This is a genomic window from Microlunatus soli, assembly GCF_900105385.1.
Taxonomy (GTDB): Bacteria; Actinomycetota; Actinomycetes; order Propionibacteriales; family Propionibacteriaceae; genus Microlunatus; species Microlunatus soli.
Genome location: NZ_LT629772.1, coordinates 5,717,094 through 5,730,562, shown reverse-complemented (window position 1 = coordinate 5,730,562; position 13,469 = coordinate 5,717,094). Strand labels below are relative to the sequence as shown.

Sequence of the window (13,469 nt, the reverse complement as noted above, 5' to 3'; positions counted from 1 at the left end):
CATCCTCACCTCTTCACTCGTAGCCCTTGATCAACTTCGGTCAGTCGCTCGGCGCCGTCAGCACCGATCAGGATCGGCTCACTCATCTCGTACCCCCAGCCGTCCATCCACATCCCGGCGATCACGTGGAACGCCATGTTCTCGGCCAGCACCGTCTGCTCGCCACGGCGCAGACTCACCGTCCGTTCACCCCAGTCCGGCGGGTAGCCGATCCCGATCGAGTAGCCGACCCTGGACTCCTTGGTGAGTCCGTGCCGGACCAACACCGCGTCGAAGGCGGCGTGGGCCTCGTCCCCGGTGATCCCGGGTTTGACCAGATCCAGCAGGGCCGCCATCCCATCGGTGATGATCCCGGCCACCCTGGACAACCGCTGCGGCGGCCTGCCCAGCATCACCGTGCGGGCCAGCGGTGCGTGATAACGCTGGTAGACCCCGCAGAGCTCGATCGTGGTCGCCTCGCCGGCGACGAACCGGTCCGCGTTCCAGGTCAGGTGCGGCACCCCGGCCGAGGTGCCGGTCGGCAACATCGGCACCATCGCCGGGTAGTCACCACCGAATTCGGTGGTCCCGGACGCCTGAGCGGCGCTCACCTGGGCGACCACGTCGCACTGCCGCATCCCGACCTCGACCGCCTGCATCGCTGTCAGCATGGCGTTCTGGCAGATCGTGCCGGCCCGACGCAGCCGGGCGACCTCGTAGTCGGACTTGACCAGGCGTACCCAGTTGACCAGTTCGGCACTGTCGACCAGCCGATCTGCACCGACCCTGGCACCGAGCGCGAGATAGCCACGGGCGGTGAAGAAGTTGGCATCGGCCTCGACCGCGATCTGCCCGTCCGGTGGCAGCAGCCCGAGCTCACAGGCCCGGTCGGTGATCCAGTCAAAGGGATGCACGTCGGACCGGTGCACCAGGTCCTCGGGATAACCGTGGACCCGGTCGCGATCCTCGGCCAGGTCGGAGCCGAAACCGGCGCCGGCGGCATCCATGGCGCGGGCGAAGAAATGCGGTACGCCGTCGGCCGGGATGATCAGGCATTGCGGCATGTAGAACGACCACGCGTTGTAGCCGGTCAGGTAATACAGATTGGCCGGGTCGGCTACCACCAGTGCAGCCAACGATCGGGCCGACATCTCCCGATGGACCAATCTGAGCCGCCGTTGGTATTCCTCCGGCGGTGCGGCAGTCAGTGGATCGGTGTCCAACTGCCGGGCATTCAGTGGAGCAGGACTCAATGCAGACTCCTCATCGGTTCGGCGGTCAACATCTCCGGGGTGGCCCGTCCCGGACCCCGGGGTGGTGCAGGGATCGAGCTGCCGCTCTCGATCAGTCGTTGGCCGGGTCCGACGGCCTGCCGTCCGACCAGTCGCAACGCGGCCCACATGGTGGCCTGATTGGCCGTGATCACCGGCTTGCCCAACTCGGCCTCCAACTCCGCGATCAGGTCATAGCTGGCCAGATTCGTACAACACACCACGATCCCGTCGGCATCGTCACGATCAGCGGCCAGCAACAACTGCCGCGTGGTCGCATAATCGACCCGCCAGATGTCGTGCATCATCCCCAGATTCCGCGACCCGGCCACCTCCAGACCGACCTCGTGCAGATAGTGCTCGAACGCGACCGAGATGTCATCGGCATACGGGTTGGCCACCGCCACCCGACGCAACCCCAGCTGCCGGATCGCCCGCACCAACGCACCACTGGTGGTCACCGACGGACGACCGGTCGTGGTGGTGATCGCATCCAGAATCGCCTGCTGCCCGGCCTCACCCCGGATGAAACTGCCCGACGTACAGCCATAGGCATAGGCCAACGGCTCCACGGTGACCAGATCGGTCGCCGCCCGCCCGATCATCTCCGGATCACTCAGATCGGTGACCAACTCCGCCGTCACCTCCAACGGCGAATACGGCGTCCGGGTGAACAACAACGTGACATCGTCGGGGGTCCAGCGCCACAACTCACGATCCAGCGCCATGTCGTGCGGGACCACGACCCCGATGGCGAGCCCGCTCCCCTCGACGTACATCAGCTAACCTCCTGCGCCCGACACATGCCGTGTCCCGCGAACGCGTGAAGCAACGACCTGCTGCGTTGTCGCCGCCCTACTTGCGCCCGGCATGCGCACCTCCTCCGCCTCGCAACCCACTCCGTCAGACGCCCGACCGATGCACCGCATTTCGGGTCTACGACACCTAGTCTGCATGCCAAGTAGATTGTTGACAATCTGCCATGCCGATTCCTAGGCTCGTGTCGTGCGCAGAACGATCGCGGTGCTATGCCGAGATGATCATGATCGCCCACCAGGACTGGAGGAGTTGACCGATCGAGCCGATGTGATCTACGCCACCGCGGACACCCTGCCGGAGGCGATCGAGACCGCCGACGCGTTGTTCGTCTGGGACTTCTTCTCCCCCGCCGTGCGGATCGCCTGGCCCCGCGCTCGCCGACTGGAATGGATCCATGTCGCCTCGGCCGGTGTGGACGCACTGCTGTTCGACGATCTGGTCGGCTCCGAGGTCCTGGTGTCCAATGCGCGAGGAGTCTTCGACCAGCCGATCGCCGAGTACGTGCTGGCCGCGATCCTGGCCCAGGCCAAACAGCTCTACCGCAGCAGGGACCTGCAGCAGGCCCACCGCTGGCAGCACCGGGAGACCAGGTCGATCGCCGGGATGCCGGTGCTGGTGATCGGCACCGGTGGCATCGGCCGGGCCATCGCCCGACTGCTCCGAGCCGCCGGTATGCAGGTCACCGGAGCCGGCCGCCGAACCGCCACCGACGACCCGGACTTCGGCACCGTGGTGGACAGTGCGCGGCTCGTTGATCATGTCGGCACCGTCGATCATCTGGTGATGGCCGCGCCGCTGACCGCACAGACCACCGGCATGATCAACGCCGACGTGTTGGCGGCCATGCGGCCGGGCGCCCACCTGATCAATGTCGGCCGAGGTCCCTCGGTCGACGAGGACGCGGTGCTGCAGAGTCTGCGGTCGGGGCACCTCGGCGCGGCCTCGCTGGACGTCTTCGTCGACGAGCCGCTGGCCGATGATCATCCGTTCTGGGACGAACCGGGGATGCACATCAGCCCGCACCTCTCCGGCGACACCGAGGGTTGGCTCGATCGACTGGCCACCCAGTTCGTCGAGCAGGCCGACCGCTGGCTCGACGGCCGCGAATTGATCAACATCGTGGACAAGCAGCGAGGCTATGCCGCGCCGACCGGAAGGGGGCAGCAATGAACGAGTTGTCCATGATCACTGCGACCGACCTGGTCGACCGGTATCGCAGCAACACGGTCTCTCCGGTCGAGGCGACCGAGGCCGCTTTGCAAGCCATCGAGCAGTTCCAGGACCGGGTGAACGCGTTCGTGCTGGTCGACCCCGACGGAGCGCTGGCAGTTGCTGCCGAATCGGAACGCCGCTGGCAACAGGGTCGACCGCTCGGACCGCTGGACGGCGTGCCGATGTCGATCAAGGACATCTTCCTCACCGACGGCTGGCCGACCCTGCGGGGCAGCAAACTGATCGACAAGGCCGGGCCGTGGACCGAGGACGCGCCCGCCGTCGCCCGACTGCGGGCCGGCGGTGCAGTGTTCCTGGGCAAGACGACGACCCCGGAGTACGCCTGGAAGGGTGTCACCGACTCTCCCGCCTACGGTGCCACCGGCAACCCGTGGGACGCCCATCACCATGCCGGCGGCTCCAGCGGCGGTTCGGCGACCGCGGTCGGGCTCGGGATGGGCCCGGTCTCGATCGGCACCGACGGCGGCGGTTCGGTCCGCATTCCGGCGTCGTTCACCGGGACCACCGCGCTGAAGCCGACCTACGGCCTGATCCCGATGTATCCGCCGAGCCCGTTCGGCACCCTGTCCCATGCCGGACCGATGACCCGGACCGTTGCCGACGCCGCGATCCTGCTGGATCTGATCACCGGTTTCGATCATCGGGACTGGTCGGCGATGCCGACCCCGCAGGGTTCCTTCGCCGACGGTCTCGGTGACGGTGTCGAGGGTCTACGGATCGGCTTCTCCGCCGATCTCGGCTATGGCCGTAATGCTCCCGGCGTGCTGGCAGCGGTCCGGGATGCGGTCACCGTGTTCGCCGAGGCGGGCGCGCAGGTCACCGAGGTCGATCCCGGTTTCGCCGACCCGGTCGAGGCGTTCCATGTGCTCTGGTTCTCCGGTGCAGCCAAGGTGCTGCAGGGCCACGACGAGGAGTTCGACTCCATCGATCCCGGCCTGCGCAGGATCGTCGAGACCGGGCGTGGGTTCAACGCGTCGGACTATCTGGATGCGACCGCGGTGCGGATGGCGATGGGCGTCACGATGGGCGCGTTCCACACCGACTACGACCTGTTGATCACACCGACGATGCCGATCACCAGTTTCGGCACCGAGCGGCAGGCGCCGGAGGGCTGGCCGTCGCAGCTGTGGACGAGCTGGACGCCGTACACCTATCCGTTCAACATGACCCAGCAGCCGGCGCTCAGTGTGCCCTGCGGCTTCAGCGACGGTCTGCCGGTCGGCCTGCAGATCGTCGGGCCCCGGCATGCCGACCGGCTGGTGTTGCGGGCCGGGCAGGCGTTCCAGGACCGCACCGACTGGCACCTCCGGCTGCCGAACCTGATCACCGGATGAACCCGGAAAGCACCCAAGGAGATATCTGACCATGACGCGTTACCTGCGCATCACCCTCGAATCACGCAATGTCAGCTGCCGGGCCAAGCTGCTGGACGACGAGGCGCCACGGACCGCGAACGCCGTGTGGGATGCGTTGCCGCTGTCCGGGCAGGTATACCACGGCAAGTACGCGCGCAACGAGATCTACAACCTGGTGCCGGCCTTCGCCGCAACCGAACCGGGCAAGGAGAACACCACCGTCACACCGATTCCCGGCGACCTGTGCTACTTCGCGTTCGACGGTAATGATCTTGTCACCCCGTCGCACGGCTACGAGACCGAGGACGGTCCGTTGCACGGCGAGGACAGCTCGGCGAAGGATCAGCAGAAGATCATTGATCTTGCCGTCTTCTACGGCCGCAACAACCTGCTGCTGAACGGTGATCAGGGCTGGGTTCCGGGCAACGTCTTCGGCGCGATCATCGAAGGCCTGGACGAGTTCGCCGCGGCGTGCAACGACATCTGGATGTCCGGCGCGCGCGGCGAGACGTTGAGCTACGCTCGCGACGAATAGGCCGCACCCCGTTACTCTTCTGGGGTGAGCACCGACACCCCGGCCAGGCGACCGACCATGAAGATGGTCGCCGCCCGTGCCGGTGTATCGGTGGCGACGGTGTCCTTCGTACTGTCCGGCCGGCCGAGCGGCCGGGTGGCTGCCTCGGCCGAGACGGCCGAACGGGTCCGGGCGATCGCCGAGGAGTTGGGCTACCGTCCCAACCAGGCGGCCCGGGCGGTCCGCACCGGCCGATCGGGGCTGGTGCTGTTGTCGCTGACCCAGCTGTCCGATCCGTGGTGTCAGTCGGTGAGCCAGGCGGTCAGCGCGGCTGCCTCCGGACACCGTCTGCAACCGTTGATCCTGGCCGATGGGGATTGGGGCGACGTGTTGGACGGCCAACCGGTCGACGCCGCCTTCCTGGACGCCGCCAGTGCCGATGACCTTCCCCGGATCCGCACCCTGGTCGACCGCGGGCTGCAGCTGATCGTGTTCTCCGATGATCTTGAACCGGACGGCTTCGACGTGATCCGCAGCCCACAACGTCCGGGCTGCGAGCTGGCGATGGCGCACCTGCTCGCGAGCCACTCCCGGATCGGTTGCCTGACCGGCACCGACCCGGATCGTCCGGGATGGCATCGTGAGCATGCCTACCTGGACGCGCTGCAGCAGGCGGGCATCGAACGACGACCGGACGACCTGCAGCGCTACACCCGTGATCAGGTCGGCGTGTACGAGGCTGCGTTGCGGATGCTCGACCGCGAAGATCGCCCCACGGCAGTCTTCGCCGCCTCCGACTTCGCCGCCATCACCGCGATCAACGTCGCCCTGCGGCTGGGGTTGTCGGTGCCGGATGATCTTGCCGTGGTCGGGGTCGGCAACACCGAGGAGGGCGCGCTGATGCATCCGTCGCTGACCTCGGCCGGACCGACCGACTTCTTCGCCTCGCTGGCCGAGTTGATCATCACCGTCGCCGGCCGACCGACCGACCATCGACCACGACGTCACGACTTCCCGTGGCGGGTGCACCTGCGCGAGTCCAGCCCGGCCTGACCGGGCGGGCAGCCGGAGCGCGCGCTAACGTAGCGGGCAACCCGACCGCGGCGTCGTACGTCGGCCGGGACCGACCCAGGCCGCCGTAGGAGGAGCCCGTCCCGATGTCTGCCAACCCACCCGTGCACGCCAAGCCGCTCGCCGCCAGCGATCTCGAGCGGCTGCGCAAGGAGTTCGACGCCGACCCGACCGCAAAACTGCTGCAGAACGCACTGACCACGGCCGAGTTGAAGGACGTCGCTCTTGATCATGACATCGTCGTCTCGACCGACACCTCGATGTCGAACCGGCTGGACGACTGGAAGGTCACCAATCAGAAGCAGAGCGGCCGATGCTGGCTGTTCGCCGGGCTGAACCTGCTGCGGGTCGGGACGGCGGAGAAGCTCGGCGTCAAGGACTTCGAGTTCAGTCAGAACCACGCGATGTTCTTCGACAAGATCGAACGCGCCAACTACTTCCTGCAGGCGGTGATCGATCTCGCCGACCGGCCGACCGACGATCGGACGCTGGCCACGCTGCTCGACGACTGCATGAGTGACGGCGGCCAGTGGAACATGTTCGCCGCGGTGATCGCCAAGCACGGGCTGGTACCCAAGTCGGCGATGCCGGAGACCATCAGCTCCTCGGGCACCCGGCAGATGAACGCCTCGTTGCGGACCATCCTGCACACCGCCGCCCGGGACATCCGGGTCGCCGCCGCCGACGAACGGTCCGGCATCGCCGACGCAACCGTGGCGACGGTCTGGCGGGCCCTGTGCCTGCATCTGGGCACCCCGCCGGAGCGGTTCTTCTGGCAGTGGAGCGACAGCGACAAGAACTTCCACCGGGACGGCTGGCTCACTCCGCAGGAGTTCGCCGGCAGCTACCTGACCCTCGATCTGGCCGACTACGTCTGCCTGGTGCACGACCCGCGGTCCAGTTCGCCGGTCGGACGCACCTACACCGTCGAGATGCTCGGCAACGTGCTCGGCGGGCCGCCGGTCACCTACCTGAACGTCGAGATCGACCAGATGAAGAAGATCGCCGCCGATCTGATCGTGGACGGCACCCCGGTCTGGTTCGGCTGCGATGTCGGCCAGCAGATGGATCGCGAACGCGGGATCTGGGATGCCAAGCTGCATGACCTGCCGTCGATCTACGACACCGAACTGACCCTGGACAAGGCCGGTCGACTGGAGTACCACCAGACCCTGATGACGCACGCCATGTTGTTCACCGGCGTCGACATCGTCGACGGTGCACCGCGGAAGTGGCGGGTGGAGAATTCCTGGGGTGACGAGAATGCCGATCAGGGCTTCTACACCATGAACGACTCCTGGTTCGACGAGTACGTCTTCGAGATCGCCGCCCCGAAGTCGCTGCTGCCGGACGATCTGGTCGCAGCTCTCGACACCGAACCGACAGTGCTGCCAGCCTGGGATCCGATGGGGGCCCTGGCCAATCGCTGAAGGTCCCTGAGCCTCGATCCACCGATGTGCCGCGTAGCGAGCGGCACCAGACGGGTGCATCGGCAAGTTGCCGCCGCGAGGGCGGTCTGGTTGACCGTTGAGCGGCGGCAACGCCGCCGATGGGCCCGGATGGGGTCGCGCAGTAGCGGCACAGCGGTGGATCGAGGCTGAGCCCGAGCGAATCAGCGTTCTCGGGCCGGGAGTTCCAGGGCCGCCCAGACGGCGCGCCAGATCGTCTTGCAGTCGATCCCGGCTGCCATCGCCTCGTCGACCGTACGACCGCCGAGGCTGCCCAGATTGTGTTGGGACGCCCAGACCCGGTAGTACCCGTCGCCGAGGTGGGTCCGCATCCGCTCCCAGAATTCTGTCTCCCGCATGATGCTCCAAGCCTAGTGTCAGGGTCGTCGAGGCAGTCGTGAGCTGCAGGATGGAGGAGGTGCGAAGACCCGTCAGCAGGCTGCCCGAGGAGATTGCTGTCGGCTGCTCGTCGGACAGCGATGTGCTCGGTCAACTCCCCCGGTCGACTTGCTAACCTCTGCCTGGATCCGGACGACGAGCAAGGAAGAGTGCGCTGAGTGGGCATCTACGAAGAGATCGATGGGCTGCCCCACGACGATCCGCGCTGGATGTCGCTGCTGACCGAAACCGTCGATCACCTCGAGCAGCAGGCACCCGTCGCACGGCGGGCTGCGGATCCCGCACCGGGATCGGCGCCGCCCGGACCGGGACTGTCAGGGTCCGGACTGCGGGCTGACCTGGTCCGGCTTGCGGCCATCGCCAGCACCTGGGCCGAGAAGCTGGGGACGGCCTGCGACCACTACGGCTTCGTCCGCAGCTTCCGCAACCGTGCGATCGGCGGCGGTTCGGGAGCGTTCGAGATCCGTGAACGCGTGATGTGCACCCGATGTGGGGAATCCTTCGGCGACCACACGGGTCGTCCCTGAGCGGGCCTCGGCCCCACCCGCAGCAGACTGTCGGAGTGACGCGGCAGGATGAGGACGTGATGACCGACGCACCTGATCTGATCGGGAGACAGATGTGACCGGGAGCGAGGGGTTCGACGCGCTCGCGGGCTTCGCGCTGCCCACCCGGACCTGGTTCAGCGAGGTCTTCGAGGCCCCAACGGCGGCTCAGGCCGGCGCCTGGCAGACCATCTCCTCCGGACAGAATGCCCTGGTCATCGCCCCGACCGGTTCGGGCAAGACGCTGGCCGCGTTCCTCTGGGCGCTGGACGGTTTGTCCCGCAGCGAGCCGCCGCCGACCAAACAACGCTGCCGGGTGCTCTACGTCTCGCCGTTGAAGGCGCTCGCCGTCGACGTCGAACGCAACCTCCGGGCACCGCTGACCGGCATCGCCCGGACCGCCACCCGGATCGGCGAGACCGTGCCGGAGATCCGGGTCGGCGTCCGCTCCGGTGACACCCCGGCCGGCGACCGGCGCAAGCTGTCCACCCGGCCACCGGACATCATGATCACCACGCCGGAGTCGCTGTTCCTGATGCTGACCTCCGCGGCCCGGGACAGCCTGCGCAGCGTGCGGACCGTGATCGTCGACGAGGTACACGCTCTGGCCGGCACCAAACGCGGCGCCCATCTGGCGCTTTCCCTGGAGCGGTTGGAGGAACTGGTCGGTCATGACGCGGACGGGAAGCCGATCGCGGACCATCGACCGGTGCAACGGATCGGGCTGTCAGCGACCGTACGGCCGCCGGAGCGGGTGGCCGCGTTCCTCGGCGGCAGTCATCCGGTGCAGGTGGTTGCGCCCGCCGCCGAGAAGAACTGGGATCTGCAGATCGTCGTCCCGGTCGAGGACATGGCCGATGTCGGCGCGGTCGCACCCCAGGCCCGGCTCGACCCATCGACCGACGATGTGCAGATCGATTCCTTCGCCGACGAGATCTTCGACGGAGCGGAACGGCCCAGCGGTCCCCCGTCGATCTGGCCGCATGTGGAGTCCCGGATCCTCGACCTGGTCTGCGACCACCGTTCCAGCATCGTGTTCGCCAACTCCCGCCGGCTGGCCGAGCGGCTGACCGCCCACCTCAACGAGTTGTACGCCGAGCGGCTCGGCGTCGAGGTGCCCGACGACGTCAAACCGCCGGCCCAGGTGATGGCCCAATCCAGTGCATCCAAGGGACAGGACGGCAGCGACGCCACCCCGGTGATCGCCAAGGCACATCACGGTTCGGTCAGCAAGGAGCAGCGCGCGATCGTCGAGGACGATCTGAAGTCCGGCCGGCTGCGGTGCGTGGTGGCGACGTCGTCGCTGGAACTCGGCATCGACATGGGTGCGGTCGACATCGTGATCCAGGTCGAGTCACCACCCTCGGTGGCCAGCGGCCTGCAACGGGTCGGCCGCGCCGGACATCAGGTCGGGGCGATCTCTCGGGGCGTGTTCTTTCCCAACCACCGTGGCGATCTGATCGAGTCGGCGGTGGTCGCGACCCGGATGCGCGACGGCCAGATCGAGGAAGTAGCCACGCTGCACAACCCGCTGGACGTGCTGGCCCAGCAGATCGTCGCCATCGCCTCCGACGGCGACCTCGATGCCGATCGGTTGTTCGATCTGGTCCGCCGCGCCGACGGCTTCACCGATCTGCCGCGCAGCGCCTACGAGGCCGTCCTGGAGATGCTCAGCGGCCGCTATCCGAGTGAGGACTTCGCCGAGCTCCGGCCACGGCTGATCTGGCATCGCGACAGCAACCTTCTGCAAGCCCGCAAGGGATCCCAGCGGTTGGCGGTCACCTCGGGTGGGACGATTCCCGATCGCGGGATGTTCGGCGTCTTCCTGGTCGGCGAGGGTGCCGGTCGCCGGGTCGGTGAGCTGGACGAGGAGATGGTCTACGAATCGCGGGTCGGCGATGTGGTCACTCTCGGCACCACGAGTTGGCGGATCGAGGCGATCACCCATGATCAGGTCCAGGTCACGCCGGCTCCGGGCGTTCCGGGACGACTGCCGTTCTGGAAGGGCGATGCGCCGGCCCGGCCGGCCGAGCTGGGGCGGGCGCTGGGCGGGTTCGTCCGCGAGATCGCCGCGCAACCGGCAGCCGAGTCCAAGCCGCGGCTGCTGTCGGCCGGCCTCGACGACTGGGCGGCGGACAATCTGATCGGCTATCTGGCCGAACAGCAGAAGGCGACCCGCGGGCTGCCGACCGACCGGGAGTTGATCTTCGAACGGTTCCGCGACGAGCTCGGCGACTGGCGGGTCTGTATCCATTCGCCACTCGGATCTGCCGTGCACGCACCGTGGGCGTTGGCTATCGAGGCGGCCGCCCGGGAGCGGTACGGTGTCGAGGCCTCGGCGACCGCCACCAACGACGGCATCGTGCTGCGGATCCCGGACACCGAGTCCGATCCGCCGGGCGCGGAGTTGATCATCGCCGATCCCGACGCTCTGGAGCAGATCGTCACTGAGGAGGTCGGCGGTTCGGCTCTGTTCGCCTCCCGCTTCCGCGAATGCGCCGCTCGGGCCTTGCTGCTGCCACGGCGCGATCCGCGGTCCCGTTCGCCGTTGTGGCAGCAGCGGATGCGTTCGGCCCAGTTGCTCGGGGTGGCGTCCCGTTATCCGGAGTTCCCGATCGTGCTGGAGACGATGCGGGAGTGCCTGACCGACGTCTTCGATCTCGACTCGCTGCTGGACGTGCAGCGCAGGATCGCCGGCCAGCAACTGCGGATCGTCGAGGTGGAGACCAAGGATCCGTCACCGTTCGCCAAGTCGCTGCTGTTCGGCTATGTCGGGGAGTTCGTCTACGAAGGCGACGTCCCGTTGGCCGAGAAGAAGGCGGCAGCGCTCTCCCTGGACGCCGGACTGCTGGCCGAGCTGCTCGGCAAGGACGGCCTGGAACAACTGCTCGACCCCGAGGTGATCGCCGAGGTCGAGGCCGACCTGCAATGGTTGAGCGAGGACCGGCGGGCCACCCGCACCGAACAGCTGTATGACCTGATCCGGACGGCCGGACCGTTCCGCACCGACGAGCTCGCTGCCCGGGTCGGTCCCGATGTCGATCTTGATGCCGCCGTCGCCGAGTTGATCAAGGACCGCCGGATCGCCTTGGTCCGGATCGCCGGCGACGAACGGCTCGCAGTGACCGAGGATCTGCCCCGGCTGCGGGACGGACTCGGCATCCCCCTGCCACCAGGCACCGCCGCCGACGTCGGTTCCACCGGAGACCGACCGATCACCGATCTGGTGCAGCGCTGGGCCCGCAGCCACGGTCCGTTCGTTGCCGAGACGATCGCCGACCGCTACGGCCTGGGCATCGGTGTGATCACCGCCGCGCTCAGTGACCTGATCGCCGACGGCACGGTGATCGCGGGCAGCTTCACCCGACCGACCGAGGTCCCTGAGCCTGTCGAAGGGCAGATCCCCGAGCCTGTCGAAGAGCATCAGGCACTCGACCGCCGCCGCCAGTACTGCCATCAACGCAACCTGGCGCTGATCAAGCGCCGCACCCTGGCCAAACTCCGGCACGGGATCGAGCCGGTCGATCAGGTCGCCTATCAACGGTTCCTGACCGACTGGCAGGGCATCGGATCGGGGGTCCGCGGGACCGAGGCGGTGCTCTCGGTGCTGGAGCAGCTGGCCGGCTACCGGTTGCCGGCCAGCATGATCGAATCGATGATCTTGCCGGCCCGGGTGGCCGACTACAGCCCGGCGATGTTGGACGAGCTGACCGCGGCCGGCGAAGTGGTATGGATCGGTGACGGCGCGCTCGGCGACGCCGACGGCTGGATCCGCTTCTATCCCAGGGATTCGGAGTTGCCCGACGCCGGCGGCGACGTTCCCGGGCCGTTGGCCGCGGAGTTGCTGCAACGCTTCGCCGGTGGCGGCGGGTTCTTCTTCGAGTCGCTGATCCCGGACGATCTGGAGCCGGGCCGGCGGGCCGACCTGGTGCAGGCGTTGTGGGATCTGGTCTGGTCCGGTCACGTCACCGGCGACACCTTCGCGCCGGTCCGCGCACTGACCGTCGACGGCACCATGAAGCGGCCCGCGACACCGACCGCCCGGCTTCGCGGCGGCCGCGGGATGCGGCCACGATTCGGCCCCGGAGGTGGGCTGTCCCGGCGGACGCCTCGTCCGGGATTTGCGGCGTCGTCACCGACCACGGCCGGTCGGTGGTCGGCCGTGCCTCGGCCCGCCGAGCCCGATGTCCGCGGTCGATACGCCGGCGAACTGTTCAACCAGCTCGACCGCTACGGAGTGTTGACCCGCGGCAGCGTGCTGAACGAGAACATCGACGGCGGCTTCGGCAACGCCTACCGTGCGCTGAGTACCCTGGAGGAGTCCGGCGAGTGCCGCCGCGGCTACTTCATCGACCACCTCGGCGCCGCCCAGTTCGCGGTGCCGGGAGCGATCGACCGGCTGCGTGATCATCAACGTGATCTTGATCTTGAAACTCCGACGGCCGTGGTGCTCGCCGCGACCGACCCTGCCTGTGCGTACGGCGCCGCCCTCCCCTGGCCCGAACGCGCCGGTCACCGGCCCGGCCGCAAGGCGGGGGCGCTGGTCGTGTTGGTCGACGGTCTGCTCACCCTGTACGTCGAACGCGGCGGACGGACGCTGCTGGCCTTCACCGAGGTCGATCAACTACTGGCGCCGGCAGCCAGGGCGTTGGCCGACGCCGTGACCGACGGCAAACTCGGTCGGGTGACCATCGAACGCGCCAACGGCGAACAGATCTTCACTGCGCAGCGACTGCGGATGCTTCTCGAGGACGCCGGCTTCCGGATGACCCCGCAGGGGTTACGTCTGCGCCCGAGGAGCGGTGATCGCCAACGGTGATCCCGGTGAGGCGATG

Annotated in this window: 10 protein-coding genes; 7 read left to right on the top strand and 3 right to left on the bottom strand. The window is 67.8% G+C overall.

Annotated elements, in window-relative coordinates; translation table 11 throughout:
• Window positions 1-5 precede the first annotated feature (5 nt).
• Together BLU38_RS26265 and BLU38_RS26260 are read right to left on the bottom strand one after the other, a co-directional pair.
• Complete coding sequence (locus BLU38_RS26265) at window positions 6-1,232, bottom strand: M24 family metallopeptidase (RefSeq protein WP_231920048.1); 1,227 nt, start codon at window positions 1,230-1,232, stop codon at window positions 6-8.
• Entirely contained in the window at window positions 1,229-2,029 is an 801-nt protein-coding gene (locus BLU38_RS26260) for a maleate cis-trans isomerase family protein (RefSeq protein ID WP_172836227.1), read from the bottom strand. The genes BLU38_RS26265 and BLU38_RS26260 overlap by 4 nt, the downstream gene beginning before the upstream one ends.
• Before the next feature lie 226 nt (window positions 2,030-2,255).
• Here BLU38_RS26260 and BLU38_RS26255 point away from each other — a divergent pair, with 226 nt between their 5' ends.
• From BLU38_RS26255 to BLU38_RS26235, 5 genes are all read left to right on the top strand, one after another.
• Window positions 2,256-3,239 carry a D-2-hydroxyacid dehydrogenase gene (locus tag BLU38_RS26255; protein WP_091529139.1) on the top strand — a complete coding sequence of 328 codons (984 nt, stop codon included), beginning with the start codon at window positions 2,256-2,258 and terminating at the stop codon, window positions 3,237-3,239.
• Entirely contained in the window at window positions 3,236-4,636 is a 1,401-nt protein-coding gene (locus tag BLU38_RS26250) for an amidase (RefSeq protein ID WP_172836226.1), read from the top strand. The genes BLU38_RS26255 and BLU38_RS26250 overlap by 4 nt, the downstream gene beginning before the upstream one ends.
• Before the next feature lie 31 nt (window positions 4,637-4,667).
• Window positions 4,668-5,192, top strand: a complete 525-nt coding sequence (locus BLU38_RS26245; protein WP_091529136.1) for a DUF3830 family protein — start codon at window positions 4,668-4,670, stop codon at window positions 5,190-5,192.
• A 24-nt stretch (window positions 5,193-5,216) separates the two neighbouring features.
• Window positions 5,217-6,224, top strand: a complete 1,008-nt coding sequence (locus BLU38_RS26240; RefSeq protein WP_197679871.1) for a LacI family DNA-binding transcriptional regulator — start codon at window positions 5,217-5,219, stop codon at window positions 6,222-6,224.
• A gap of 104 nt (window positions 6,225-6,328) precedes the next feature.
• On the top strand, window positions 6,329-7,672 hold the full coding sequence (locus BLU38_RS26235; RefSeq protein ID WP_091529134.1) for a C1 family peptidase: 1,344 nt from the start codon (window positions 6,329-6,331) through the stop codon (window positions 7,670-7,672).
• A 182-nt stretch (window positions 7,673-7,854) separates the two neighbouring features.
• Here the strand turns inward: BLU38_RS26235 and BLU38_RS26230 are convergent, their stop codons facing one another.
• The gene (locus tag BLU38_RS26230) at window positions 7,855-8,049 is read right to left on the bottom strand and encodes a DUF3046 domain-containing protein (RefSeq protein WP_091529132.1); all 195 of its coding nucleotides are present in this window, start codon (window positions 8,047-8,049) and stop codon (window positions 7,855-7,857) included.
• A 198-nt stretch (window positions 8,050-8,247) separates the two neighbouring features.
• On the opposite strand from BLU38_RS26230, the gene BLU38_RS26225 reads away from it, so the two are divergent.
• Together BLU38_RS26225 and BLU38_RS26220 are read left to right on the top strand one after the other, a co-directional pair.
• Window positions 8,248-8,616, top strand: a complete 369-nt coding sequence (locus tag BLU38_RS26225; protein WP_091529130.1) for a hypothetical protein — start codon at window positions 8,248-8,250, stop codon at window positions 8,614-8,616.
• Window positions 8,617-8,710: 94 nt separating this feature from the next.
• Window positions 8,711-13,453: an ATP-dependent helicase gene (locus BLU38_RS26220; RefSeq protein WP_091529128.1), complete on the top strand. Its 4,743-nt coding sequence runs from the start codon at window positions 8,711-8,713 to the stop codon at window positions 13,451-13,453.
• Window positions 13,454-13,469: the final 16 nt, after the last annotated feature.